23 protein-coding genes and 1 tRNA gene are annotated in these 25,946 nt (G+C 75.0%); 17 read left to right on the top strand and 7 right to left on the bottom strand.

What is annotated here, in order from left to right:
- Positions 1–131: 131 nt before the first annotated feature.
- The 6 genes from E4P43_RS03625 to E4P43_RS03600 all read left to right on the top strand — a co-directional run bounded on the left by E4P43_RS03625 (position 132) and on the right by E4P43_RS03600 (position 8,242).
- Positions 132–1,574 carry a polysaccharide biosynthesis tyrosine autokinase gene (locus tag E4P43_RS03625; RefSeq protein ID WP_135144069.1) on the top strand — a complete coding sequence of 481 codons (1,443 nt, stop codon included), beginning with the start codon at positions 132–134 and terminating at the stop codon, positions 1,572–1,574.
- A complete protein-coding gene (locus tag E4P43_RS03620) occupies positions 1,571–2,173 on the top strand; it encodes a low molecular weight phosphatase family protein (RefSeq protein ID WP_135144068.1) in 603 nt (200 codons plus the stop codon). Before E4P43_RS03625 ends, E4P43_RS03620 begins: the two co-directional genes overlap by 4 nt.
- A gap of 133 nt (positions 2,174–2,306) precedes the next feature.
- Complete coding sequence (locus E4P43_RS03615; RefSeq protein WP_135144067.1) at positions 2,307–2,765, top strand: adenylyltransferase/cytidyltransferase family protein; 459 nt, start codon at positions 2,307–2,309, stop codon at positions 2,763–2,765.
- A 97-nt stretch (positions 2,766–2,862) separates the two neighbouring features.
- On the top strand, positions 2,863–6,432 hold the full coding sequence (mfd, locus tag E4P43_RS03610; protein ID WP_135144066.1) for a transcription-repair coupling factor: 3,570 nt from the start codon (positions 2,863–2,865) through the stop codon (positions 6,430–6,432).
- A gap of 74 nt (positions 6,433–6,506) precedes the next feature.
- The gene (locus E4P43_RS03605) at positions 6,507–7,190 is read left to right on the top strand and encodes a methyltransferase domain-containing protein (protein ID WP_135144065.1); all 684 of its coding nucleotides are present in this window, start codon (positions 6,507–6,509) and stop codon (positions 7,188–7,190) included.
- A gap of 71 nt (positions 7,191–7,261) precedes the next feature.
- Entirely contained in the window at positions 7,262–8,242 is a 981-nt protein-coding gene (locus tag E4P43_RS03600) for a SurA N-terminal domain-containing protein (protein WP_135144064.1), read from the top strand.
- 77 nt (positions 8,243–8,319) lie between these two features.
- Here E4P43_RS03600 and E4P43_RS03595 read toward each other — a convergent pair whose 3' ends face one another.
- The 4 genes from E4P43_RS03595 to E4P43_RS20750 all read right to left on the bottom strand — a co-directional run bounded on the left by E4P43_RS03595 (position 8,320) and on the right by E4P43_RS20750 (position 12,819).
- Positions 8,320–11,052: a S8 family serine peptidase gene (locus tag E4P43_RS03595; RefSeq protein WP_135144063.1), complete on the bottom strand. Its 2,733-nt coding sequence runs from the start codon at positions 11,050–11,052 to the stop codon at positions 8,320–8,322.
- Entirely contained in the window at positions 11,049–11,438 is a 390-nt protein-coding gene (locus tag E4P43_RS03590; protein WP_209313706.1) for a LysR family transcriptional regulator, read from the bottom strand. The genes E4P43_RS03595 and E4P43_RS03590 overlap by 4 nt, the downstream gene beginning before the upstream one ends.
- Before the next feature lie 116 nt (positions 11,439–11,554).
- Positions 11,555–11,899, bottom strand: a complete 345-nt coding sequence (locus E4P43_RS03585; RefSeq protein ID WP_167759051.1) for a hypothetical protein — start codon at positions 11,897–11,899, stop codon at positions 11,555–11,557.
- 128 nt (positions 11,900–12,027) lie between these two features.
- Positions 12,028–12,819: a phospholipase A2 gene (locus E4P43_RS20750; protein ID WP_135144060.1), complete on the bottom strand. Its 792-nt coding sequence runs from the start codon at positions 12,817–12,819 to the stop codon at positions 12,028–12,030.
- Between the two features lie 180 nt (positions 12,820–12,999).
- Here E4P43_RS20750 and E4P43_RS03575 point away from each other — a divergent pair, with 180 nt between their 5' ends.
- The 6 genes from E4P43_RS03575 to E4P43_RS03550 all read left to right on the top strand — a co-directional run bounded on the left by E4P43_RS03575 (position 13,000) and on the right by E4P43_RS03550 (position 18,105).
- Positions 13,000–13,914: a MazG family protein gene (locus E4P43_RS03575; protein ID WP_135144059.1), complete on the top strand. Its 915-nt coding sequence runs from the start codon at positions 13,000–13,002 to the stop codon at positions 13,912–13,914.
- 9 nt (positions 13,915–13,923) lie between these two features.
- Positions 13,924–15,201, top strand: coding sequence for a phosphopyruvate hydratase (gene eno, locus E4P43_RS03570; protein ID WP_135144058.1), 1,278 nt, complete (start codon positions 13,924–13,926; stop codon positions 15,199–15,201).
- A 70-nt stretch (positions 15,202–15,271) separates the two neighbouring features.
- Positions 15,272–15,790 (top strand): septum formation initiator family protein, encoded by a 519-nt coding sequence (locus E4P43_RS03565; RefSeq protein WP_245158919.1) that lies wholly within the window; start codon positions 15,272–15,274, stop codon positions 15,788–15,790.
- Positions 15,791–15,852: 62 nt separating this feature from the next.
- Positions 15,853–16,377: a DUF501 domain-containing protein gene (locus E4P43_RS03560; RefSeq protein ID WP_209313705.1), complete on the top strand. Its 525-nt coding sequence runs from the start codon at positions 15,853–15,855 to the stop codon at positions 16,375–16,377.
- Positions 16,374–17,324 carry a Ppx/GppA phosphatase family protein gene (locus E4P43_RS03555; protein ID WP_135144055.1) on the top strand — a complete coding sequence of 317 codons (951 nt, stop codon included), beginning with the start codon at positions 16,374–16,376 and terminating at the stop codon, positions 17,322–17,324. The genes E4P43_RS03560 and E4P43_RS03555 overlap by 4 nt, the downstream gene beginning before the upstream one ends.
- Before the next feature lie 13 nt (positions 17,325–17,337).
- On the top strand, positions 17,338–18,105 hold the full coding sequence (locus tag E4P43_RS03550) for a uracil-DNA glycosylase (protein WP_135144054.1): 768 nt from the start codon (positions 17,338–17,340) through the stop codon (positions 18,103–18,105).
- On the opposite strand, the gene E4P43_RS03545 is transcribed toward E4P43_RS03550, so the two are convergent.
- On the bottom strand, positions 18,106–19,017 hold the full coding sequence (locus E4P43_RS03545; RefSeq protein WP_209313704.1) for an alpha/beta hydrolase: 912 nt from the start codon (positions 19,015–19,017) through the stop codon (positions 18,106–18,108). It abuts the gene before it with no gap.
- Positions 19,018–19,087: 70 nt separating this feature from the next.
- On the opposite strand from E4P43_RS03545, the gene E4P43_RS03540 reads away from it, so the two are divergent.
- From E4P43_RS03540 to E4P43_RS03520, 5 genes are all read left to right on the top strand, one after another.
- Positions 19,088–19,161: transfer RNA gene (locus E4P43_RS03540), tRNA-Leu, on the top strand.
- 80 nt (positions 19,162–19,241) lie between these two features.
- Positions 19,242–19,838, top strand: a complete 597-nt coding sequence (locus E4P43_RS03535; protein ID WP_135144053.1) for a TetR/AcrR family transcriptional regulator — start codon at positions 19,242–19,244, stop codon at positions 19,836–19,838.
- A gap of 5 nt (positions 19,839–19,843) precedes the next feature.
- Positions 19,844–22,024 carry an MMPL family transporter gene (locus E4P43_RS03530; RefSeq protein ID WP_135144052.1) on the top strand — a complete coding sequence of 727 codons (2,181 nt, stop codon included), beginning with the start codon at positions 19,844–19,846 and terminating at the stop codon, positions 22,022–22,024.
- 48 nt (positions 22,025–22,072) lie between these two features.
- On the top strand, positions 22,073–22,366 hold the full coding sequence (locus tag E4P43_RS03525) for a hypothetical protein (protein WP_135144051.1): 294 nt from the start codon (positions 22,073–22,075) through the stop codon (positions 22,364–22,366).
- A 151-nt stretch (positions 22,367–22,517) separates the two neighbouring features.
- The gene (locus E4P43_RS03520) at positions 22,518–23,360 is read left to right on the top strand and encodes a Bax inhibitor-1/YccA family protein (protein ID WP_135144050.1); all 843 of its coding nucleotides are present in this window, start codon (positions 22,518–22,520) and stop codon (positions 23,358–23,360) included.
- 121 nt (positions 23,361–23,481) lie between these two features.
- Here E4P43_RS03520 and E4P43_RS03515 read toward each other — a convergent pair whose 3' ends face one another.
- On the bottom strand, positions 23,482–24,702 hold the full coding sequence (locus E4P43_RS03515; RefSeq protein ID WP_135144049.1) for an acetyl-CoA C-acetyltransferase: 1,221 nt from the start codon (positions 24,700–24,702) through the stop codon (positions 23,482–23,484).
- Positions 24,703–24,832: 130 nt separating this feature from the next.
- Entirely contained in the window at positions 24,833–25,864 is a 1,032-nt protein-coding gene (locus E4P43_RS03510; RefSeq protein ID WP_135144048.1) for an SGNH/GDSL hydrolase family protein, read from the bottom strand.
- Between the last annotated feature and the right edge of the window lie 82 nt (positions 25,865–25,946).

The following is a 25,946-nucleotide window of genomic DNA, read 5'->3' as shown; positions in this document are numbered from 1 at the left end:
TGTCCCCGGAGGCCTCCGCGCACGACTCATCCCTCCGGGTGAGAGCGCTGGGTGAGCGTTCGGCGCCTGGGTAGCGTCGCCGCGACGGTCGTCCGTCACCGTCGGTCACCGCCCGCGCCCCGAGGAGAACCATGAGCCTGTCCGTCTTCCTCGGGACGCTCCGGCGCAGGTGGTCCCTCCTGCTCGCCGGTGTGCTCGTCGGGCTGACGGTGGCCGGGATCGGCTCGCTGACGGCCGAGCGGCTCTACACCGCCGAGTCGCGCCTGTTCTTCGCGCTCGAGTCCGGGAACTCCGCGGGGGACCTCGCGCAGGGCTCCAACTACCTGCAGGGCCAGGTCACCTCCTTCGCCCTCCTGGCCGAGACGCCGACGGTGCTCGGCCCGGCCGGCGAGGCCCCGGACGTGGCCGCCACCGGCTCGCTGGCCGGCCAGGTGACCGCGACCGTCGTCCCGGACACGGTGATCGTCGCGATCACCGCGACGGACCCCTCGGCCGACCGGGCCGCGGCGATCGCCAACGCGGTGGCGACCCAGCTGGAGCGGGCGGTCCTGGACCTCTCGCCGGTGGGCGAGGACGGCTCGCCCTCGGTGCGCGCCGACACGGTGGCGCCGGCGAGCGTGCCGTCCGCCCCCGTGTCCCCGCGGACCTCGCTGAACCTGGCCGTCGGCCAGCTGGCCGGCCTGCTCGCCGGCTGCGTCGCGGCCCTCCTGCGCGACCGCCTCGACAACCGCGTGCGTGACACCGGGGTCGTCGCCGAGCTGACCAGCCTCCCCGTCGTCGGCAGCATCCCCACCCGCCCGGCGGGCTCCACCCCGGGAGCGGTCGTGGACGCCGACCCCAGCGGTGTGGTCGCCGAGGCCTTCCGGCAGCTGCGCACCAACCTGCAGTTCGTCGGCGTCGGTGACGGGGACCGCGAGGGTGGCCGGGTCACCGCGATCACCTCGTCGCGACCGGGGGAGGGGAAGTCCACGGTCGCCGTGGACCTGGCCGCCGCGCTGGCCGAGACCGGTGCCCGCGTGCTCCTGGTCGACGCCGACCTGCGCCGCCCGGCGATCGCCGAGCGGCTGGGGCTCGAGGGGGCTGCCGGTCTCACGACGGTCCTGCTCGGCCGGGCCGGGCTTCCCGACCTCGTGCAGGAGTGGGGCACCAGCGGGCTGCACGTGCTCACGGCCGGGCCGGTCCCGCCCAACCCGAGCGAGCTGCTGGGGTCGCCGGCGATGCGCCGGCTGCTGGAGGCCGCGCGCGAGGAGTACGACCACGTGGTCGTGGACACCGCCCCCGTGCTGCCCGTGGCGGACGCCGCGATCCTGTCCCGCTCGGTCGACGGGGTGCTCCTCCTGGCGAACGTGACCCGGGTCCGCCGGGCGCAGCTGACCGAGGCGCTGCGCTCGCTGGCGCAGGTGGAGGCCGGGGTCCAGGGCGTCGTGCTCAACCAGGTGCACCGCGAGGCCGACGTCTACGGCTACGCGGCCGACGCCGCGGCCGAGGCCCGGCGACCGCTGCCGGCGGCGCGGGTCCCCGCTCCGGCCGCCGAGCCCGTCGGCCCGGTGGGCGTGGGCGCCCGGAAGAAGTGACCGGGGCCCTCCGCACCGGCGGGGGCGTCCGGGTGCTGCTCCTCTGCACGGCCAACGTCTGCCGGTCCCCGCTCGCCGAGGTCCTGCTGCGGGCCGAGCTCGGCCCCGGCACCGACGTCGACGTCTCCAGCGCCGGGGTGCGCGCCCGGCCCGGCGACCTCGCCTGCGCCACCATGGCGGAGGTGGCCGGGGTGGCGCCCAGCGGCTCCCCGGCCCGTCAGGTGGACCCGCGGCTGCTGCAGCAGGCCGACCTGGTCCTCACGATGACCCGGACCCACCGGGCCGCCGCGGTCGACCTCGCCCCCGCCGCGCTGCGGCGGACCTTCACGCTGCGGGAGTTCGCCGACCTGGCCGTGCTCGCCGCCGGGGGGACGGACCTGCCCGCCGCGGGGTCGCCCGGACGGCGGCTGGCCGACCTCGTCGTTGCGGCGCCGCGGGCCCGTGCCGGCAGGGTCGCCGGGGCGCACGACGACATCCCCGACCCGCACGGCCTCGGCCCGGCCGAGCACGAGCGCGCCGGTGCCGAGATCCGCCGCGCCGTCGCGGTCCTCGGTGGCCTGCTCCGCGACCGAGCCGCCTCGTCCGCTCACGCTGGGTAGCCGTCGAGCGGCTGCTCCGCGCACCCGTCCGCGCCCGACCTCGCCCCTTAGGGTGACCGGAGCGCTTTCCGTGACACAGCGTGATGATCTGCGGCTAGCGTCTCCGCGACTGGACATCCACGGGGGGACTCACATGCCGGTGATCGGGTACGCGCCCGGCGCGTACGACCTGTTCCACATCGGGCACCTGAACATCCTCAAGCACGCCTCCGAGCACTGCGACCGCCTGGTCGCCGGCGTGGTCTCCGACGAGATGCTGGAGCTCACCAAGGGGCGCGCCCCCGTCATCCCGCTGGCCGAGCGCATGGAGATCGTGCGCAGCCTCCGGTTCGTCGACGACGTGCACGCCGAGGTCGTCCCCGACAAGATCGATACCTGGCGCGAGGTCGGGTTCGACGTGATCTTCAAGGGCGACGACTGGCGCGGCACCCCCAAGGGGCTGAAGCTCGAGCGCGACTTCGCCGAGGTCGGCGTCCGGGTGCACTACTTCCCGTACACGATGCACACCTCGAGCACGGTGCTGCGCAAGGCGCTGGCGGCCATCGACGCCGAGGAGCCCGTGGGCCGCGTCGCCCGCGCCCTCACCTCCTGAGCGCCACGGCGGCTGTCCCACCCGCCGTCTAGCCTGGGAACAGGCCCTGGCCGCACCCGGCGTGCGAGGCCGACCCCGACCTCAGGAGTAGAGAAGCGTGACCCTGCGCGGCGTGCTCGACGTCGTCCTCACCGACCCCGCCGTGGCCCGGGTGGTCGCCGCGGCGGGGAGCGCCGAGCTCGCCGTCACCGCGCCTCCGACGGTCCAGCCGCTGGTGGCCGCGGCCCTGGCCGCCGCGGGTGGCGGCGGCGGGGTGCCGGTCCTGCTGGTCACGGCCGGGGAGCGGGACGCCGACGCGGCCGCGGACCTGCTGCGCTGCTTCCTCCCGCAGCGGCGGGTCGAGACCTTCCCCGCCTGGGAGACGCTCCCGCACGAGCGGCTCAGCCCGCGCGCGGACACGGTGGGCCGCCGGCTGGCCGTGCTGCGCGACCTGACCCACCCCGGGGCCAACGGGACCGTCGACGTCCTGGTCGCGCCGGTGCGCAGCGTGCTCCAGCCGCTGGCCCCCGGCCTGGGCGACCTCGTGCCGGTCGAGCTGCGGCCCGGGGACTCCGCCGACCTCGAGGACGTCGCCCGGGCGCTGTCCGACGCCGCCTACACCCGCGTCGAGCTGGTGGAGAAGCGCGGTGAGTTCGCCGTCCGCGGTGGCCTGCTCGACGTCTTCCCGCCGACCGAGCCGCACCCGGTGCGCGTGGAGTTCTGGGGCGACGAGGTCGACGAGCTGCGCTACTTCTCCGCCGCCGACCAGCGCTCGCTCGACGAGCGCCCGGAGCGGCTGTGGGCCCCGCCGTGCCGCGAGCTGCTGCTCACCGAGGAGGTCCGCGCCCGCGCTGCCGCGCTCGCCGTCGAGCACCCGGGCCTGGTCGAGATCCTCGGCAAGCTCGCCGAGGGCATCGCCGTGGAGGGCATGGAGTCGCTGACGCCTGCGCTGATCGGCACCGGCGGGAGGGAGGGTGACGGCGGGGCGGAGATGCAGCTCCTCACCGACCTCGTGCCCGCCGGCACCCACGTGCTGGTCGCCGACCCCGAGCGGGTGCGCAGCCGCGCCGCCGACCTGGTGCGCACGGCCGACGAGTTCCTCGCGGCGTCCTGGGCGACCGCGGCCGAGGCGGGGGAGGCCCCGCTGGACCTCGGTGCCTCGTCCTTCCGCGACCTGGCCGACGTCGAGTCCGCGGCCCGCAGCCGCGGGCTGCCGTGGTGGACGACCGGCCCGTTCACCCTGGCCGCCGACGACGACGACACCCACGTCACCCTGGACGCCACCGTCGTCGAGCGGTTCGCCGGCGACGTCGGCAAGGCGATCGAGCAGCAGCGCTCCTGGCACCGCGACGGCTGGCGGGTCGTCGTCACCTTCGCCGGCCCCGGCCCGGCGCAGCGCGCCGCCGACCAGTTCGGCGAGGCCGAGCTGGGTGTCCGCCTGGTGCCGGGGATCGAGAGCGCGCCCGACGCGGGGCTGACCCACGTCACGCAGGGCAGCATCGAGGCCGGCTTCGCCTTCCCCGGCATCGGCCTGGCGCTGCTCACCGAGCACGACCTCACCGGCCAGCGCGGCACCTCGATGCGCGACGCGACGAAGATGCCCGCCCGCCGGCGCAACGCCGTCGACCTGGTGCAGCTGCAGCCCGGCGACCTCGTCGTCCACGAGCAGCACGGCATCGGCCGGTACATCGAGATGGTCAGCCGCACGGTCAACGGGGGACAGCGCGACTACCTGATCGTCGAGTACGCGGCGTCCCGGCGGAACCAGCCGCCGGACCGCCTGTTCGTCCCGACCGACTCCCTCGACCAGCTCACCCGCTACGTCGGCGGTGAGGCGCCGGCGCTGTCGAAGCTCGGCGGCGCGGACTGGAAGAACACCAAGGCCAAGGCCCGCAAGGCGGTCAAGCAGATCGCCGGCGAGCTGATCCGGCTGTACTCGGCGCGCATGGCGAGCAAGGGCCACGCCTTCGGCCCGGACACCGTCTGGCAGCGCGAGCTGGAGGACGCCTTCCCGTTCCAGGAGACGCCCGACCAGCTGGCGGCCATCGACGAGGTCAAGGCCGACATGCAGAACCCGGTGCCGATGGACCGGATCATCTGCGGCGACGTCGGCTACGGGAAGACCGAGATCGCGATCCGCGCCGCGTTCAAGGCGGTGCAGGACGGCAAGCAGGTCGCCGTCCTGGTGCCGACGACGCTGCTGGCCAACCAGCACTTCAAGACCTTCTCCGAGCGGGTCGCGCAGTTCCCGGTGACGGTCAAGGTGCTGTCGCGGTTCCAGTCGGACAAGGAGACGACCGAGATCCTCCGCCAGCTCGCCGCCGGCGAGGTCGACATCCTCGTCGGCACCCACCGGCTGCTGCAGCCGACGACCCGGTGGAAGGACCTCGGCCTGGTCATCGTCGACGAGGAGCAGCGCTTCGGCGTCGAGCACAAGGAGTACCTGAAGACGATGCGGACGGCGGTCGACGTCCTCTCGATGTCGGCCACCCCCATCCCGCGCACGCTGGAGATGAGCCTCACCGGCATCCGCGAGATGTCGACGATCCTGACCCCGCCCGAGGAGCGGCACCCGGTGCTCACCTACGTGGGCGCCTGGAACGACAAGCAGATGGCCGCGGCGGTCCGCCGCGAGCTGCTGCGCGACGGCCAGGTCTTCGTCATCCACAACCGGGTCCAGTCGATCGACAAGGCCGCGGCGAAGATCCGCCACCTCGTGCCCGAGGCGCGGGTGGCGGTCGGTCACGGCCAGATGAGCGAGGCCGAGCTCGAGCGGGTCATGGTCGGCTTCTGGGAGAAGGAGTACGACGTCCTGGTCGCGACGACGATCGTCGAGTCCGGCCTGGACATCCCGAACGCCAACACCCTGATCGTCGACCGGGCCGACACCTTCGGCCTCTCCCAGCTGCACCAGATCCGCGGCCGCGTCGGCCGCGGCCGCGAGCGGGCCTACGCCTACTTCACCTACGACCCGACGCGCACGCTCACCGAGACCTCGGTCGACCGGCTCACCACGATCGCCAACAACACCGACCTCGGCGCCGGCATGGCCGTGGCCATGAAGGACCTGGAGATCCGCGGGTCGGGCAACCTGCTCGGCGGCGAGCAGTCGGGGCACATCGCCGGGGTCGGCTTCGACCTCTACGTCCGGCTGGTCGGCGAGGCGGTGGCCGACTACCGGGCACAGGTCACCGGCGAGGACGCCCCCGCGGAGCCGGTCGAGGTCCGGGTGGACCTGCCGGTCGACGCGCACCTGCCGCACGACTACGTGCCCGGCGAGCGGCTGCGCATGGAGGCCTACCGCAAGGTCGCCGCCATCCAGGACGAGGCGCAGGCGCAGGCCGTGCTCGACGAGCTCACCGACCGGTACGGCGCCCCGCCCGCGCCGGTGCTCAGCCTGCTCGCCGTCGCCCGGTTCCGGTCGGCCATGCGGGCGCTGGGCATCACCGAGGTGTCGCTGCAGGGCCGGGCCATCCGGGTGGGCCCGGTGTCGCTGCCGGAGTCCAAGCAGATGCGGCTGGCCCGCCTCGCCGAGGGCGCCTCCTACAAGGCGGCCGTGGAGACGATCGTGCTGAAGATGCCGGTGGGCCCCGACCGCCGCACGCCGCTGCGCGACGTCGCCCTGCTGGAGAACCTGCACGCCACGCTCACCGCGGTGCTCGACCAGCCGGTCGCCGCCGCGTCCTGACCGGCCTCACCCCCGCGGGTCAGGGGACCGCCGGAGGCCTGGCCAGGGCCTCGTCGCCCTGGTTCGGTCCAAGCATGTCGGTCAAGTCGAAGCTGGCGCCGCACGTCCACTCGGTCCTCACCACGGCCCTCCGCCCGGTGAAGGAGCGCGCCCTCGCCACCCACGTGGAGGCGGCACGCCGCGCCGGGGGGCCGGTGAAGGTGAACCTCGGCTGCGGGCGCACCCCCGTGCCCGGGTGGATCAACACCGACGTCCAGTGGCGCGCCGACGCCTACCTCGACGCGACCCGCGCGTGGCCGGTGCCGGCCGGGTCGGTCGACTTCGTCTACGCCGACAACGTGATCGAGCACGTGACCCTGGAGCAGGGCCGGCTGGTCTTCCAGCACGCCTTCGACGCGCTCGCGCCGGGTGGGGTGTTCCGGCTCGCGACGCCCGACGTGGAGGCCGTCGCCCGCCAGTACCTGGAGAACGGCGAGCTCGCGCAGGCCGGCATGGCCCGCAACCGCGAGCGGGGCCGCGACTTCGTCCACCCGGTGCAGCTGATCCGCGAGACCTTCGTCGGCGCCAAGCACTACCTGGGCTTCTGCTACGACCTCGCGTCCATCAGCGCCGAGATGGAGGCCGCCGGCTTCGTCGTCGAGCGGGTCCCGGCCGGCCGCAGCGAGCACCCCGAGCTCTGCGGGCTGGAGGCGCGGATGCACCCGGCCGAGCAGGCGACGCAGCTGCTGGTCGAGGGCCGCAAGCCGCTCTCCACCTGACCGGCGGCTCCCCGCGACCGTCCCGACGGTTTCGGGCCACGGCGCGGCCCCCGGTGTGGGAGTCTCCCGGCGTGCTGATCCACCGGGTCGCCCGCACGGGCACAGTCGCGCTCCTGTCCGTCGCCGCGCTCGCGGGCTGCCGGTCGGCGCCCGACGTCGCCGCCTACGTCGGTGACGAGCGGATCACCGTGGCCGAGCTCGAGGCCGCGGTCCGGGAACGGCTCGCCGACGAGGACGTCGCCGCCTGGGCCGAGGGGCGCGAGGACGAGCTCACCCGGCGGGTGCTGACCGGACTGGTCGAGCAGGAGGTCCACGCCGCGGCGGCGGAGCGCGCCGACCTGCGCGTCACCGACGACGAGGTCTCCCGGCGGATCGACCAGCTCCTGGTGCGCGACGACCCGGACGCGGTCTACCAGCAGCTCGCGCAGCAGGGCATCGCCCGCGCCGACGTGCGCGAGACCATCCGCCAGCAGCTGCTGCGGCGCGAGCTGGCCGGCCGCGAGGGCGAGGCCGGCGCGCTGGAGGAGTCCGCGCTCCGCGCCCGCTACGACGAGGTGCGGCCGGGCCTCGCGCAGGTCGAGTTCGGCTACGCGACCGTGCCGGACCAGGCGGGCGCCGACGCGCTGCTCGCCGCCATCACCGCCGACCCCGGCCGCTACGCCGAGCTGGTCGCGCCGTTCCAGGGGGCGTACACGCTGCCGGAGCTGGAGGCCCGCCCGGCCGAGGACGTCCCGCCCTCGCTGGCCGAGCAGCTGCAGGCTGCCGCCCCGGGCACCGGCTTCACCGTGGCCGTCGAGGAGACCGGCGGCGTGGTCGTGGCCTTCCTCGCCGGCACCGTGTACCCGACCTTCGAGGAGGTCCGGCCGCGGCTGGAGGAGGAGGCCGGCGGCCAGGTCGACGCCGCGGGCGCGGAGCTGGTCGACGAGGTGCGCGCCGACCTGGACGTCACCGTCAACCCGCGCTACGGCGTCCTGGAGGAGAACCGCGTGGAGCCCGGTGAGGGCGGCGTGGTCGACCTCCTCGAGGAGGCGGGCGCCTCCGCCGACGAGTAGGCCGGCCGGCGGCACGGCCGCCGGCGCCGCCTCGTCCTCGCCCCCAGGGTGACGGGGACGAGGACGAGGTGCGGCCCTCAGCGAGGGGTGGCGGCCATCTGCATCACGTTGGCGATGAGCAGCCGTCCGTCGGTGGTGAGCTGGTACCGGGTGTGCGCGGTCTCCAGCAGCGGCACCGACTGGTTGGTCGCCGGACCCGCGACCCGCGTGGAGGTCGGGCTGTACTGGAAGCGGGTCGTCGCCGCCGTCTGCGAGCCCGCCGGGGTCTGCGCCAGGGACTCCACCCGGCCCTTGTCGTCGTACCGGAGGGTGGTCACGCTCGAGTCCGGCGGCAGGACCTGGTTCAGGTTGCCGCTGGAGGGCGAGTGGACGAAGCCCGTCCGGCGGCCGGCGGGGTCGGTCATGCCGGTCAGGTAGAGCTGGGCGTCGTAGGTCAGGGCGACGCTCTCCGTCCGGGCGCTCGGGTAGCCGGTCGTCGGGTCCTTGACGGTCACGGTGCGCGAGATCCTGGTGATCTCACCCGAGGCGCCGGAGACGACGTCGACGGTGTGGGTGCCGGCCGTCCCGAGGTCGCTGGTGATCCGGGTGAGCACACCCCCGGCGCCGTACTGGAACGTCACGGCGTTGTCGAGCTTGTCCTCGAGTCGCAGCAGCCGGCCGGAGCCGCTGAAGTGCCGCTCGTCGCCGCTGCGGGCGTCGAGGAGGACCCACCCCTTGCTCGGGCTGCCCGAGAGCTGCAGCGGGATGCCGGGCGGCGGCCGGTAGCCACCGGGGGCGTAGGAGTCGGGCACGAACGTTCCGGTGAGGCCGGAGTCGCCGTGGTAGACGACCTGCCCCGTCCCCGGCTCGCGGGCCAGCCGCACGTCCGCCCCGGTCGAGAGCCGCCAGCCCGACGCTGCCGAGCCGATCGACCCGTTGAAGTGCGCCCAGCCCTCCCGGGTGACGCTGTTGTAGACCACGGAGACGTCCAGCGACGTCCCGTTGCGGCGGGGGACCGAGAAGGCGGGGACGCTCACCATGACGTTGCCCGAGCCCACGTCGACGTCGGTCGGGATCCGTCCGCCGATCGTGAACGGCAGCCGGGTCGCACCCTCGCGACGGCCCGCGCCCAGGGCCGACGACACCGAGGCCGAGCGGACCTCGCCGGGCGTGCAGCCGACGTCGTTGCAGTGGGCGATCTGGTACTCGAAGCGCTGCGCGATGGCCAGCCGGCCCGCGGGGACCGCCTGGCGTGCCTCCGGCCCGTCGACGCTCACGCCGTCGAGGAGGTTCCAGGTGGTCGCGCCGACCGTCCGCGCGTAGAAGCGGATGCTCTGCGGGCCGGTCTCGGCAGCGGTCGCCTTGCCGTGGAGGACGGGCGTCTGGGTCGCCCAGACCGCCATCTTCGCGATCGGCGGGGTCACCGGGGCGGTGGCCGCCGGCGGGACGGCGGCGGCGTGCACCAGGTGGCCGAAGCGCCGGCCGTCGTCGAAGGGGCGTGCCGGGTCACCCGCGAAGCCGTGCGACGGGTTCGCCGCGTTGTAGCCCGCCACCAGGCCGGTGAGCGTGGCGACGTTCTCCAGCCCGGCGCCGGCGCGGCACGCGCCCTGCTGGATGCACGAGGCCAGCACCCCGGCCACCACCGGCGCGGCGAAGCTGGTCCCGCTCATGGTCCCGTAGGACGGGCCACCGGTGTCGTCCAGGACGGTGGTGTCCATGCACACGCCGGGCGCGCTCACCGTGTGGGCGAGGTCGGCGTCCGACGAGGCGTAGTTGCTGAACGTGGCGGCGGAGTCGTCCGCGTCGCCGAAGACGGTGACGTCGACGCCGGTGCAGTCCACCGGCTGCTCGCCGCCCGGGCGGCCGTCGAGGTCGGTCATGGCGGTGACGGCCAGGACCTCGTCGTAGGCGGCGGGGATGGAGGTGCCGAGGTCGACGGCGTCGTTCCCGGCCGCGGCCACGAAGGTGACGCCCGCGGCCGTGGCCTGGCAGATCGCGGCGTGCAGCGCGTCCTGGCTCGTCCGGCCGCAGTCGCCGTCGTCCTCCCCGTACGCCGTGAGGCTCATGTTGGCGACCGAGACGTCGTTCGTGGTGTCGGCGTCGAGCCGGGTCGAGGCGACCCAGTCCACGCCGCAGATGACGGTCGAGAGCCAGGCGCTGCCGAGGGGGTCGACCACGTCGACGGAGTGCAGCGGCTGGCCCGGGGCGGCGCCGGCGATGCCGGCGCCGTCGTCCTTGGCGGCCACGAGACCGGCCACGGCGGTCCCGTGGCCGAAGTCGTCGACGACGGGCCCGCCCACCGGCACGGCGCTGCCGCTGCCGCAGTCGGTGCCGCCCCGGACGTCGAGGTCGGGGTGGGACTGCGAGATGCCGGTGTCCAGCACCGCGACGGTGACCGCGCCCGGCGCGACGGGGCCGGAGACGGGGGCGGGACCGCCCGCTCCGATGCGCTGGGCCCACAGCGGGTGGCAGGCCGGGGCGGCGGGGCCGACCTCGCACGGCGCTGCGGCATCCGCACCGAAGGCGGTGAACCGGAAGTCGGGGACGACGAAGTCGACGCGCGGGTCGGCCGTGACGGCGGTGACCTCGGAGGTCGTCATCTCCGCGACGTAGCCCTCGACGGAGGCGTCGAACACGCCCTGCTCGTCGACGCCCAGGCGCTGCTCGTGGGTGGCCGCGACCGCCCCGGCGTCCTCCACGGACGCGTCGAGCACGACGACGTAGCGCTCGGGCTCGTCGGCGGCGGCTGCGGGGACGGCCGCGAGCGACATGGCGGCGGCGAGCGCCGCGGTCACGAGCACGCAGGCCGCGGTGCCGCGTCGGGCGGTCACGGCTCGTCCACCGAGACGGCACCGGCGAGGCGGGGCGCCGGGATGGCGGGGCAGGCCCCGAGGCAGGTCACGGGGCCGGTGGCGGGCAGCTGCTGGCGGAGGAGCTGCGACCGCCGGCGGAGGGCGTCCACGGCCTGCATCAGCGCCCGGACCTCGTCGAGGATCTGCTGCCCGGCCACGGTCAGCGGCATGCCGGCCCGGTCCCGGTGGAAGAGGGGCGTCCCCAGGCTCCGCTCGAGGGCCTTGAGGTGCAGGGAGACGGCGGACTGGGTGTACCCGCTCTCGGCGGCGGCCTTGGTGACCGAGGCCAGCTCCGCGACCCGGAGGAAGGAGCTGAGGTGGACGAGCGAGAGCTGTGACTGGCGGAGGAAGACGACGTTCAACACTTCGCTCGGGAACCTCACGTCTCGGCTGGGGTCGGAGGGCGGCGCAGTCAAGCGAGCGGCCGACGAGGGTGTCAATGACTTCATGCGCCGCGTGGCCGGACGGTGACGAGCGGTGATCACGACGACCGACCGGCCCTGCTGGCGAGCACGCACGCCGAGACCACGACGGCGCCCAGGGCCAGGAGCCGGACCAGCCCGAGACCGATGTCCGCGCCGGCCGGGTCGGACGTGGGACCGGTGACCTCGATGCCCACCAGCAGCGCGACGGCGGCCACCAGGACGCCGCCGAGCCGCCGTCCCGGCGACGGCTCCCGCACCAGCAGCACCGCGGCGGCGAGGACGCACGCGTACCCGGCTCCGCGGAAGGCCGTCGCGAGCGCGCCGGGGTCGGCCGCCGGGCGGGTCCCGTCGACGACGACCGCCGCCACCGTGAGGGCCGCGAAGAGCACGAGCAGGGTCAACGGGGTACGTCTCGAGCGCACAGGGACACCCTTCGGTGGCGTGGGGCAGGGGGCGTGCGTGCAGGGGGGACGTGCGACGCGGCCGGGCCGGGGGTGCGCACCCGCGCACCCCCGGACCGGCTGCTCGGTCAGTTGTGGATGACCACGGCCGCCCAGTAGATGTCGGCCGTGCGGTAGCAGGCAGCGCGCTGCGGGTTCCAGACGCCGTACGTGTACGCGCAGTTGCTGCGCATGTCGGTGCGGAGCCGGTTGTCGCAGGTGAACTTGCTCGTCCGCCCACCGCCGTAGCAGAGGTCGTGGCGAGCGCAGGGGCCCTTGAAGCTGGCGTTCTTGCCGATGCCGGGGAACTCGTCGGGCGACCTGGTGCAGTAGTCGTGCAGCGAGCCGCGGCGCGGGTTGTAGACGTAGTTCGACGGGACCCCGACGTAGGCGGACGTGGCGATGCCCTCCGACGGCGGGGGCGGCGTCGTGGCCACCAGGCCGGCCTTGGTGTAGGCCGGGTCGACGACGACGGGGAAGACGGTCGTGTCGGTGAACGTCACGCTCTGCACGAGGACGCTGCCCTCGATGGCGTAGGAGGTCTGCAGCAGCGCGCCGGAGGCGTCGACGGCGACCGGCGAGTCGTAGGCGCCCACGACCGCGTCGGCGGCGTCGACGACCAGCACCTCCCCGGTGACGGCGTCGGCCGGCTCGGCGGGGTCCGCGGGCTGCAGCGATGCACCCGCCGGCAGGAGCACGGGGAACCGGTACGTCTGGGTCCCGACGCCCTGGTCGATCGTGACGCCGGCGGGGTCGACGGCGGGGGCGGGGTCCTCGGCCTTCGCGGGGGCGGCCAGGGCGGTCGCGAGGACCACGAACAGGAGCGTCAGGAGCAGGATCGGGCGCAGGTGCGCCCCCGTTCTCACAGCGGATCTCGGCACAGGGGTCTCCTCGTGAGCTGGTGATGGCAGGTGAGGCGTCGCGCGAGACGGGGTTGCTGGCAGGCTTGGCCCTGCCTCCTCCCCCCTCCCGCGGGGGATACTGACCCGGATCGGATCGGTGGTCGACCGTCATGAGCAACGCTCATCCCCGCACCTCTCCCGTCGGCTCGGGCTGACGTCGTGCCGGTCGTCTCGGTCGTCGTGGTCCGTCCCGCGCTGGGCCTCACCGCCGCCGGCTGGCGGGCCGTCACCGGCGGCCTGCCGGTGCTGTCGCTGCCGGGTGCGGCGGCGCTGTCCGCCGACCTGCGGGCGGCCGACGTCGAGGTCACCGACGTGCCCGACGCCGCCGCGGCCGGCGCGCGGGCCGACGACGTCGTGTGCCTGGCCTCGCCGCCGGAAGCGGTCGAGCTGCCGGGTGCCACCGTCGTGGTGGGCTCGCCGCAGCCGGCCGGGTCCCGGCTGCTGGAGGTCGTCGCCGTGATGGACCGGCTCCGGTCGCCCGGGGGCTGCCCCTGGGACGCCGAGCAGACGCACGCCTCGCTGCGCGGCTACCTGCTGGAGGAGGCGCACGAGGCCTACGACGCGATCGTCGACGACGACCCGGCCGGCATGCGCGAGGAGCTCGGCGACGTGCTCCTGCAGGTCGTCTTCCACGCGCGGGTCGCCGCCGAGGCCGCGGCCGAACGGCGCTTCGACGTGGACGACGTCGCCGGGGACCTGGTCGACAAGCTGGTCCGCCGGCACCCCCACGTGTTCTCCGACGCCGGCCCGCGCGATGTCGAGCAGGTGGAGGCCGGGTGGGAGGAGATCAAGAAGGCCGAGAAGCAGCGGACGTCGCCCACCGAGGGCGTGTCCCGGTCGCAGCCGGCCGCCTCCTGGGGAGCCGCGCTGGTGCGCCGGGCCGGCCGGGCGGGGCTGTCGACACCCGAGCCGGCGGAGCTCACCGTGGACAGCCCGGAGGCGCTGGGGGAGCGGCTGCTGGCCGTCGTCGCGGCTGCCGAGGGGCGGGGCTGGGACGTCGAGGACGCGCTGCGCGAGGCCGTGCGGCGATACGCCGGGGAACTAGACGCGGAAGCCGGGGCCGCGGCTGGCTAGGCTGCCCCCGTGCCGAGCATCGATGCCGTAGGCGCGCGGGAGATCCTGGACTCGCGCGGAAACCCCACCGTTGAGGTCGAGGTCGCCCTCGACGACGGGACGATCGCCCGGGCCGCCGTGCCCAGCGGGGCCTCGACGGGCGCCTTCGAGGCGGTCGAGCTGCGGGACGGGGGTGAGCGCTACGGCGGCAAGGGCGTGACCAAGGCGGTCGACGGCGTCCTCGACGTCATCGGCCCCGAGCTCGTCGGCTACGAGGCCACCGAGCAGCGGCTGGTCGACCAGCGGCTCATCGACCTCGACGGCACGCCGGACAAGTCGCGGCTGGGCGCCAACGCCATCCTTGGCGTCAGCCTGGCCGTCGCCCGCGCCGCCGCGGACTCCACCGGCCTGCCGCTGTTCCGCTATGTCGGCGGGCCCTCGGCGCACCTCCTGCCGGTGCCGATGATGAACATCCTCAACGGTGGCGCCCACGCCGACAGCAACGTCGACGTGCAGGAGTTCATGATCGCCCCGATCGGCGCGGCCACCTTCGCCGAGGCCCTGGCCATGGGCACCGAGACCTACCACGCGCTGAAGGCCGTCCTGAAGAAGGAGGGCCTGTCCACCGGGCTGGGCGACGAGGGCGGCTTCGCGCCGAACCTGTCGAGCAACCGGGCGGCGCTGGACCTCATCACCCGCGCGGTCGAGCAGGCCGGCTACTCCGTGGGCAGCGACATCGCCTTCGCCCTGGACGTCGCCGCGACCGAGTTCCACGGCGAGGGTGGCTACACCTTCGAGGGCAAGCAGCTGACCGCCGGCGACCTCGCCGACTACTACACCGAGCTGGTGGGCGCCTACCCGATCGTCTCGATCGAGGACCCGCTGTCGGAGGAGGACTGGGAGGGCTGGGTGGCCCTCACCCAGGCCCTCGGCGACAAGGTGCAGCTGGTCGGCGACGACCTGTTCGTCACCAACCCCGCGCGGCTGGCCGACGGCATCGACCAGGGCGCGGGCAACGCCCTCCTGGTCAAGGTCAACCAGATCGGCACCCTGACCGAGACCCTCGACGCGGTCAACCTGGCCCACCGCAGCGGCTACCGCAGCATGATGAGCCACCGCTCGGGCGAGACCGAGGACACCACGATCGCCGACCTCGCCGTCGCCACCGACTGCGGGCAGATCAAGACCGGTGCCCCGGCCCGCAGCGAGCGCGTGGCCAAGTACAACCAGCTGCTGCGCATCGAGGAGGAGCTCGACGACGCCGCCCGGTACGCGGGTGCCTCGGCCTTCCCGCGGCTGAAGGGCTGACCGGGCGGGGATGAGCAGCGTTCGGCGGCCGAGGGGCGGCCCGGCCGACGGGCCTCGCGGCAGCGGCCGCGTGTCCCGTGCCACCGGCCGGGTGCCCCGGGTGCACTCGACCCGGCCGGTGCGCACCGGCCTGCGGTCGGGTGCCTCCAGCCGGCCCGGGCAGCGGCGCACCGACCGCCGTCCCGAGCGCCGTCCCGCCGCCGCGCCGCGACGCCGGCCGCTGTTCACCGGCCGCGGTGTCGTCCTGGTCGGCCTCGTCCTCCTGCTCGCGCTCACCCTGGCCGGCCCGGTGCGCCAGTACCTGGCCGGCCAGGCCGAGCTGGCCCGGCTGGCCGCCGAGGGCGAGGAGCTCGACCAGCGCGCCGCCGACCTGCAGGCGGAGCTGGACCGGCAGTCCGACCCCGCCTACACCGAGCGGCAGGCGCGGGAGCGGCTGGCCTACGTGCTCCCCGGTGACCGGCTGGTCATCGTCGTCGACGGCGAGGCCGTGGAGGGCGACGCCGGCACGCTGGCCGAGGCGACCGAGGAGCCGGAGCCGCTGTCCTGGTACGAGGGCCTGATGGAGTCCGTGGCCGACGCCGACCGCTGAGCTGCCCGCCGGTTCCGGGGGGCCGTGCGCGGGCCGGTGACGGTCTGCCGCAGACTCGACGGGTGAGCTCTTCCCCTGTCACCGCCGAGGAGCGGGAGATCATCGCCCGCCAGCTCGGCCGCACCCCGCGGGCGCTGACCGCCGTGGCGCACCGGTGCCCGTGCGGCCAGCCGGACGTCGTCGAGACCTCCCCGCGGCTGGAGGACGGCACCCCGTTTCCCACGCTGTACTACCTGACCTGCCCCCGGGCGTCCGCCGCGGCGAGCCGGCTGGAGTCGGGTGGCCGGATGCGCGAGTGGCAGGACGAGCTGGGCACCGACCCAGAGCTGGCCGCCGGCTACCGCGCCGCGCACGAGGCCTACCTGGCCGCGCGCGACGCCGCGGCCCGGCCGGGCGAGCCGGTGCTGGAGACCCGCAACACCGCCGGCGGCATGCCGGACCGGGTGAAGTGCCTGCACGCGCTGGCCGGGCACGCCCTGGCCGCGGGGCCCGGCGTGAACCCCATCGGCGACCGCGCGGTCGAGGAGATGGGGGAGTGGTGGGCGAAGGGGCCGTGCGCCCTCCCCGAGGGCGAGGCGGACGCGTGACCCGGGTCGCGGCCATCGACTGCGGCACCAACTCGATCCGCCTGCTGGTGGCCGACGTCCCGGCCGAGGGCGGGCACACCGACCTGCTGCGCCGGATGGAGGTCGTGCGGCTGGGCCAGGGGGTCGACGCCACCGGCCGCCTCGCGCCGGAGGCGGTCGAGCGCACCCGGCTGGTGCTGGCCGAGTACGCCGCGGCCGCCCGGGACCTCGGTGCCGAGGACGTCCGCATGGTGGCCACGAGCGCGACCCGGGACGCCGCCAACCGCGCCGACTTCGAGGAGATGGTGCGCACGACCCTGGGGCGCGCCCCGGACGTCGTGACCGGGCGCGAGGAGGCCGAGCTGTCCTTCCTCGGCGCCACCGGGTCGCTGGCCGCCGCGGCCGCCGCCCACGGGCTGGAGCCGGCGGCGGCGCCCTGGCTGGTCGTGGACATCGGCGGCGGCTCGACGGAGTTCGTGCTGGGCGACGGCAGGGGCGTGGCGGCTGCCCGCTCGGTGGACATCGGCTGCGTGCGGCTGACCGAGCGGCACCTGCACGACGACCCGCCCACGGTCGAGCAGGTGGCGGCGACCGAGCGCGACATCCGGGCCGCGCTGGTCGAGGTGGCCGCGGAGGTGCCGGTCGGCCGGGCGGCGAGCCTGGTCGGGCTGGCCGGGTCGGTCACCACCGTCGCCGCGCTCGCGCTCGGCCTCCCGGCCTACGACTCCGAGGCCATCCACGGCTCGCGCATCGCGGTCGACGACGTCCGCCGGGTCTCGTCCGGGCTCCTGGCCGCCACCCGCGAGCGCCGCGCCGCCGAGCCGGTCATGCACCCCGGCCGGGTCGACGTCATCGGTGCCGGCGCGCTGGTCCTGCGGGTGCTCATGGACGAGTTCTCGCTGGCCGAGGTGACGGTCAGCGAGCACGACATCCTCGACGGCATCGCGCTGCGGCTGGCCCGCGGCTGACCGGAGGACCCCGGTGGCACTCGACGCAGGCGGCTTCCCCGTCACCCGCACCCCCGCGGGGGTGGTCCGCTCGGCCCGGAGCACCCCGGACCTCGCGGTCCTCGACGCGCGGGTCTCCGGCTGCTACGCCTGCCCCCGGCTGGTCGCCTGGCGCGAGGAGGTCGCGCGGGTCAAGCGGGCCTCGTTCCGCGAGGAGGACTACTGGGGCCGGCCGGTGCCCGGTCTCGGCCCCGCCGACGCGCGGATCGCCGTCGTCGGGCTCGCCCCGGCCGCGCACGGCGGCAACCGCACCGGGCGGGTCTTCACCGGGGACCGCAGTGGCGACTGGATCTTCGCCGCCCTGTGGCGGGCCGGGCTGGCCAGCCAGCCCACCTCGACCCACATCGGCGACGGGCTGGAGCTCACCGACGTGCGGGTCGCGGCGGCGGTGCGCTGTGCCCCGCCGGCCAACGCCCCGACCCCGGAGGAGCGGGACACCTGCTCGCCGTGGCTGGCCCGCGAGCTGGAGCTGCTGCCCCGGCTGCGGGTCGTCGTGGTCCTCGGCGGCTTCGGCTGGACCGCGCTGTGGCCGGTGCTCGCCGCCGCGGGGTACGCGCTGCCCCGCCCGCGACCCGCGTTCGGCCACGGGGTGGAGGTCGCTCTGGAGGGCCCGCGCGGTCTGCTGACCCTGCTGGGCAGCTACCACGTCAGCCAGCAGAACACCTTCACCGGAAAGCTGACCGAGCCGATGCTGGACGCGGTCCTCACCCGGGCGACGGAGCTGGCGGCGACCGCCGGCTGATCAGCGCGCCGACAGGTGCGCGGCCACCGCCTCGCCGAGGGCGGCGACGGCGGTGGTCGACTCCCGGACCGAGCCCGCCGAGACCTGGAAGACGTGCCACATGCCGTCGAACCGGCGCAGGTCCACCGGCACGCCCGCGGCGCGGGCCCGCTGGGCCAGGCGGACCGACTCGTCGAGCAGGATCTCCTCGCTGCCGACCTGCACCACCAGCGGCGGCAGCCCGGCGAGGTCGGCGGCCAGCGGGGCCAGCTCCGGTGAGCGCAGGTCCCGGCCGGGGGCGAACTGCCCGGCGCACCGGGCCATCCAGGCCGGCTGCAGCATCGGGTCGGTGCGGTCGTCCCGGCGGTCGGCGCCGGAGAGGTCCAGCCAGGGGGAGACCAGCGCCAGCGCCGCGGGCAGCGGGCTGCCCTCGTCGCGCAGCCGCAGGGCCGCGGTCAAGGCGAGCCACCCGCCGGCGGAGTCCCCGGCCAGCACGGTGCGCTCCGGGCGGTCCACCCGCTCCCGGAGCTCGCGGTAGGCGGCCAGCACGTCGTCGAGCGCGGCGGGGAACGGGTGCTCGGGCGCGAGCCGGTAGTCGAGCAGGTGCACGACGGCGCCGGAGGCGGACGCGAGGTGGGAGGCCAGCGTCCGGTGGGTGGCCGCCGAGCCGGTGGTGAAGCCGCCGCCGTGGAGGTAGAGCACCTCACCGGTCGTCGGCGTCGTGGCGGGGACCATGACCTCCGTCGGCCGGCCGCCCAGCTCGCCGGCCCGGATGTCGACGTCCCGGGCGGGCGGGGTGGTCGCGCTGACCGCGTCCAGCCAGCGCCGCTGCGCAGACACCGGCACGCGGGGGCCCAGCACCGGTCGCACGAGGGTGCGGACGACGGTGCGCATGACGGCGGCCGGCAGCTGGGGCGGTCTCCTGGTGGCCAACGGGTCCTCCGGTGCGGGAACGGGGCAGCGGGGTCACCGTACGGGCCGCGAGCGCTAGCGTGCGCAGAGCGCCCCCGTAGCCCAATCGGCAGAGGCAGGCCCCTTAAAAGGGTCCGAGTGTCGGTTCGACCCCGACCGGGGGCACCGCGGCGCTATGACCAACGGCACCGACCTCTTCGTCCGGAAAACCGACCGATCCGGTCGGTTGCGCATAACCTGTCCTGGTGGCGCGACCGTTCCGGCAGCAGATCGACGAGGGCATCCTCGATCGGGCCGCCGCGCTGTTCGCCCGGCGCGGGTTCGCCAAGACCTCGATCCAGGACGTCGCCGACGCCGTGGGCCTCTCCAAGGCCGGCCTGCTGCACCACTTCCCGACCAAGGACGCGCTCCGCGACGGCGTCGTGGCGCAGGTCGCCACCGTCGCGCGCCGGGTGCTCGACGCCGTCCGGCAGCTGCCCGTCGGCGCCGACCGCGACCGCTTCGCCATCGAGGTCGTGCTGGACGCCGCCCTGGCGCACCCTGGACTCGTGGCCCTGCTGATCGCCCCGGTGACCCGGGCCGACGGCGAGGGGCTGGCCGAGGACGCGTCCCCGGAGGCCGCCGTCCTCGAGGCCTTCGGCGTCGACCCGGCGACCACCGCGCCGGAGCGGGTCGTCCGGGTGATCGGTGCCCTGGGCGCCCTCGCCGTCCTGACCCTCGCGGCCCAGCCGGAGGACCAGACCACCGCGTGGCGGGCGCACGTCGCCGCCACCTGCTTCGACGCGCTCGGCCACCGCCGACCGGGCGCCACTCCTGCCCGCCCCGACCAGGTGGAGGCCTGACCAGCATGGCTCTTCTGTTGTCCCGACTCGGTGCGTTCTCGCACCGGCACCGAATCTCCGTCGTCCTCGTCTGGCTGGCGGTGCTCGTCGGTGGCGGCGTCGGCGCGGTCACCCTGGCCGGTGAGACGTCGAGCAGCTTCTCGATCCCCGGCCAGGAGTCCACCGTCGCCCTCGACCGGATCGGCGACGAGTTCGGCGCCGGCGGCGAGGGGGCCACCGCGCGCGTGGTCGTCGTCGCCCCGGAGGGCCAGACCCTCACCACGCCGGAGGGGGCCACCGCGATCGGGGAGCTGGTCGCCGAGCTGGGGCAGCTGCCGGGCGTGGTCTCCGCGACCAACCCGCTCGACCCGGCTGCTCCCTCGGTCAACCGGGAGCAGACCACCGCCTACAGCACGGTGACCTACGACGCCGCGCCCGGCGAGGTCACCCCCGCCCAGCAGGAGGCGCTGCTCGAGGCGGTCGACGGCGCCCGGGACGGCGGCTTCACCGTCGAGGCCGCCGGCGAGGCGACCCAGGAGGCGCCGCACGTCGGTGGCCCGGCCGAGGCGGTGGGCGTCGTCATCGCGCTGCTCGTCCTCGCCGTCACCTACGGCGCCCTGGCCGTCGCGGGCATGAACCTGCTGACGGCGCTGGTCGGCGTCGGGATCGGCGTCCTCGGCGTCACCATCGCGACCGGCTTCACCGACCTGTCCTCGACCACCCCGACGCTGGCCGCGATGCTCGGCCTGGCCGTGGGCATCGACTACGCGCTGTTCATCATCACGCGCTACCGGCAGGAGCTCCGCCAGGGCGCCGACGTCGGCACCGCGATCTCCACCGCCGTGGGCACCGCCGGGTCCGCGGTCGTCACCGCCGGCCTGACCGTGGTCATCGCGCTGGCCGGCCTGTTCGTCGTCGGCATCCCGTTCCTCACGCAGATGGGTGTCGCGGCCGCCGCGACCATCGTCGTCGCCGTCCTGGTCGCGCTGACCCTGGTGCCGGCGGCGCTGGGCCTCTTCGGCCGCCGGGCGCTGCCGAAGAAGCAGCGCGCGGCCGCCCCCGGCGGTGCGCCGGTCGGGCGGGGCTTCCTCGCCGGCTGGGTCGCCGCGGTCACCCGGTTCCGCCTGGCGAGCCTGCTCCTGACCGTCGTCGCCCTCGGGGTGCTGGCCGTCCCGTTCTTCTCGATGCAGACGACGCTGGTCCAGATGCCGGCGGCCGACAGCACCCAGGCGCGCGCCGAGCAGCTCCTCGCCGACGGCTTCGGCCCGGGCTTCAACGGCCCGCTGGCCATCCTGTTCGAGGGCGAGGGCGCCGCGGAGGTGGCCGCCGGGGTGACCGGTGCGATCGGCGAGGTCGACGACGTCGTCACCGTCACCCCGCCGACCCCCAACGCCGACGGCACGGCCGCCCTGGTCAACGTCATCCCCGAGTCGGGCCCGACGGACCCGGCCACGGAGCAGCTGGTGGCCGACCTGCGCGCCGAGCTGGCCGACCTCGACGGCGGCGTCGAGGCCTCGGTCACCGGTGCGACGGCGGTCAGCGTGGACGTCGCGCAGAGCCTGGACGAGGCGCTGCCGGTCTACCTCGGCCTGGTCGTGGGCCTGGCGCTGGTCCTGCTGGTGCTGGTCTTCCGGTCCCTCCTGGTGCCGCTGGTCGGGGTCCTCGGCTTCGTGCTCACCGTCGGCGCCTCGCTGGGCGCCACGGTCGCGGTGTTCCAGTGGGGCTGGCTCGCCGACGTGGTCAACCTCGACGGCACGGGGCCGCTGATCAGCCTCACGCCGATCCTGGTGATCGGCATCCTCTTCGGCCTGGCGATGGACTACCAGATCTTCCTGGTGTCCCGGATGCACGAGGCGCACAGCCACGGCGCCTCGCCGTTGGACGCGATCCGCACCGGCTTCCGCCAGGCGGCGCCCGTGGTCGTCGCCGCCGCGCTGATCATGTTCTCGGTGTTCGCCGGCTTCGTGCCGGCGGGCGAGGCGACGATCAAGTCGATCGCCTTCGCCCTCGCCGCGGGCATCCTCTTCGACGCCTTCGTCGTCCGGATGGTCCTGGTCCCCGCCGCGCTGGCGCTGCTGGGGGACAAGGCCTGGTGGCTGCCCCGCTGGCTGCGCTGGCTGCCGGTGCTCGACGTCGAGGGCGCCGCGCTGGAGAAGGGCCCGACCGGCCGGCACGCCGCGCCGGAGCTGGTCTCCTCCGACAGCTGACCGGCCGGGGACGGGCGTAGCCGCCTCCGCGCGGGTACGCCCGTCCCCATGGCGCGCAACGCGGCGGTGGCCGCGACGGGGCAGTGGACCGACCCGGACGACGGGATCCGGTACCCGGCCGGGGAGGTGCACGCGTGGGAGCGCGGCCGCAACGAGACGGTCTGCGGCCTGGCGCTCAGCAGGTCGCGGCTGGCCCGCTTCCCGCACGTCCCGTGGGCCGACGTCCAGCCGGAGTCCGGGCGGCACGCCGAGGAGGTCCAGGTGGTCTGCCGGCGGTGCCGGGCCGGGCAGGGCGCCCGCCGCGACGACCGCGGGTGGCAGCGCACCAACCCCCGGCCGTGACCACCGCAGGTGAGCGGTGCCGCCGGGACGCACCCCTCGCGAGGGACTCCGTGGCCCCGCGGAACTCTTCGGGCGTGTCAGGCGTTGACCAGACCGAGTGGAGTGCACGAAGTTGGCTCCACGACCGACGAGTCCTCTCGAGGAGATGACGATGCCCAGTAAGAACCCGGCGTTCAGCCGAGGGTTCGGGAACAACGCCGGCCCCGGCCAGCAGTACGCCGGTTGGGGCAACCAGCCCCAGTACGGCGCGCCGCAGTACGGGGCCCCGCAGTACGGCGCCCCGGCCCCGCAGGACCAGTACGCCGCGCCGTCGCCCTACGGCACGACGCCGGCGACGCGCTACATGACGATGGACGACGTCGTCACCAAGACCGGCATCTCGTTCCTGGTGACCGTCCTCGCCGCCGCCGCCGTCTGGGCGATGCCGGGCAACGCCGCATGGGGCCTCGCGCTCCCCGCGGTGCTGGTCGCCTTCGTCCTCGGCCTGGTCATCAGCTTCAAGCAGATCGCCAACCCGGCAGCCACGCTGGCCTACGGCGCGCTCTACGGCGTGGCCCTCGGCGCGATCAGCGAGGCCTTCAACTCGATCTACGACGGCATCGTGATGCAGGCCGTCATCGGCACCTTCGGTGTCTTCGCCGGCATGCTGGTGGTCTACAAGACCGGCGCCGTCCGGGTGACCCCGAAGTTCACCCGCTGGATGCTCGGCGCGATGATCGGCGTCCTGGTCCTCATGGGCGCCAACCTGATCGCCTCGCTGTTCGGCGTGAACCTGGGCCTGCGTGACGGCAGCCCGCTGGCCATCGTCTTCAGCCTCGTCGTGATCGGTGTGGCGGCGTTCTCGCTGCTGCTCGACTTCGACATGGCCGACGAGGCCATCCGCCGCGGCGCCCCGGCGAAGTTCGCCTGGTACATCGCCTTCGGCCTGCTGGTCACCGTCGTCTGGCTGTACCTGGAGATCCTGCGCCTGCTGTCCTACCTCCAGGACGACTGATTGAAGGACCCCGTCCTCCCCACCCTTCGCACGCTCAGGGTGGGGCCCGGGACGGGGCCGTAGAACACGCAGTGGCCCGGCCCCCTCGCGGGGACCGGGCCACTGTCATGTCCGGGGTTGGTCAGCTGAGGCGCTCGAGCACCATCGCCATGCCCATGCCGCCACCGACGCACATGGTCTCCAGGCCGAAGGTCTTGTCCTTGGTCTGCAGGCCGTTGATCAGCGTGCCGGTGATGCGGGCGCCGGTGCTGCCGAAGGGGTGCCCGACGGCGATGGCGCCACCGTGCACGTTCAGCTTGTCGATGTCGATGCCCAGGTCGCGGTAGCTGGGGATGACCTGCGCGGCGAAGGCCTCGTTGATCTCCACGAGGTCGATGTCGTCGATGGTCATGCCGGCCCGCTGGAGAGCCAGGCGGGAGGCGTCGACCGGCCCGTAGCCCATGATCTCCGGCGAGAGGCCGGTGACCGCGGTGGAGACGACGCGGGCCAGCGGGGTGAGGCCCAGCTCGGCGGCCTTGGTGTCGCTCATGATGACCACCGCGGAGGCGCCGTCGTTCAGCGGGCAGGCGTTGCCGGCGGTGACGCGGCCGTCGGGGCGGAAGACCGGCTTGAGGCCGGAGATGCCCTCGAGGGTGGTGCCGGGGCGCGGGCCGTCGTCCTTGGAGACGACGGTGCCGTCCGGGAGGGTGATCGGGGTGATCTCCCGCTCCCAGAAGCCGTTGTTGATGGACTCCTCGGCGAGGTTCTGGCTGCGGACGGCGAACTCGTCCATCTCCTGGCGGGAGACGCCCTTGAGCAGCGCCAGGTTCTCGGCGGTCTGGCCCATGGCGATGTAGATGTCGGGGACCTGGCCGTCCTCGCGCGGGTCGGTCCACGAGTCGGCGCCGCTCTCGGCGACCTTGGCGCCGCGGGCCTGGGCGTCGGCGAAGAACGGGTTCTGCGTGTCGGGCAGCGAGTCGCTGTTGCCCTTCACGAACCGCGACACCGTCTCCACACCGGCGGAGATGAAGACGTCGCCCTCGCCGGCCTTGATGGCGTGCAGGGCCATGCGGGTGGTCTGCAGCGACGAGGAGCAGTACCGGGTGATGGTGGTGCCGGGCAGGTGGTCCATCCCGAGCAGCACGCTGACGACGCGGCCCATGTTGTGGCCCTGCTCGCCGCCAGGGAGGCCGCAGCCGAGCATCAGGTCGTCGATGTCGCGGGGGTCGAGGGCGGGCACCTTGTCGAGGGCGGCACGGACGACGGCGGCGGCCAGGTCGTCGGGCCGCATGTCCTTGAGCGACCCCTTGAACGCTCGGCCGATGGGCGAGCGTGCGGTCGAGACGATGACGGCTTCGGGCATGGGGTCCTCCACGATGAGGGGGTCCGACACGGGTCGCCGGACATCGGTCATCTCGGAACGTACCCCGGAGTCCCGGGGGCGCATCGCGCTGTGGAGCGGCCGGAGCGGAGGTGTGCTCCGCGTCACGTCCTCAGGAGGCGGAGGTGGGCTCGGCCTCGGTCTCGGCGCGCTCGGCCTCCTCGGGGGTGGGCACGTCGGTCGGCCGGGGACGGCGGAGCAGCGCCCACGGGCCGCGCGGCCCGGTGTCGGAGCCGGCGACCTCGGTGGCCTGCACCTCGGTGCCCGGCCGGTTCGCGGCGCGGGCGGCGGCCCGGGCCACCGGCCGGACGGAGTCGCGGCGCAGCGAGCGCAGGCCGCGGTCGGCGCCGGTCGGCCACACGCCCACCGCGTCGGCCACCGCGGGCAGCAGCACCGCGGCCGCCGCGGCGTAGCCCGCGGCGCTCGGGTGGAACTCGTCGTTGCTGAACATCCCGTGGTCGGAGGCGAACGCGGGGCCCAGCAGGGAGCCCAGCGAGACGGTGCGCCCGCCGGCCTCGACGACGGCGATCGTCTGCGCGGCGGCCATCTGCCGGCTCCACCGCCGGGCCAGGGTGCGCAGCGGCTGGGCGATCGGGCGGATGGTGCCGAGATCCGGGCAGGTGCCGACGACGACCTCGCAGCCGGCGGCGGTCAGCCGGCGGACGGCGTCGGTGAGGTGCCCGACCGAGACGGCGGTGGGCGTCCGGCTGGTCACGTCGTTGGCACCGATCATGATCAGCGCGACGGCCGGCTTCTCCGCCAGGGCGCGGTCCACCTGCGCCTCGAGGTCGCGGGCGCGGGCCCCGGAGACGGCCAGCCGCACCAGCCGCACGGGACGCTCCGCCAGCTCGGCCAGGCCGGCGGCGACGAGCACCCCGGGGGTCTGGGAGGCGCGGGTGACGCCGAGGCCCACGGCGCTGGAGTCGCCCAGCACGGCGAGGACGATCGGCTTGGCGCGGCCGCGCCCGTAGACGCCGTCGCCCGAGGGCGGGTCCTGCTTGTCGGTGCGGGCCTCGACCTTGCGGCGGGCCGAGCGGGCCTCCTCGCGGAGGAGGGCGAACAGGGCTGCGCCGGCGATCGTCACGCTGCCACCGCCGTAGGCGGCGCTGGTCGCGAGTCGTCGGGCGGTGTCGGTACGCGTCATCGTGCCTCCGTCCCTGCTCGTCGGCGCCCGGTCGCTCGTCGTCCCGGTGGCACCACTGACGTTATCGGCCCCCTACGGTGCG

Origin of the sequence: Blastococcus sp. TF02A-35 (genome assembly GCF_004571075.1) — a bacterium.
GTDB lineage: Bacteria > Actinomycetota > Actinomycetes > Mycobacteriales > Geodermatophilaceae > Blastococcus.
The sequence above is the reverse complement of the archived record's forward strand: the minus strand, read 5'-3'. Positions and strand labels throughout refer to the sequence as shown.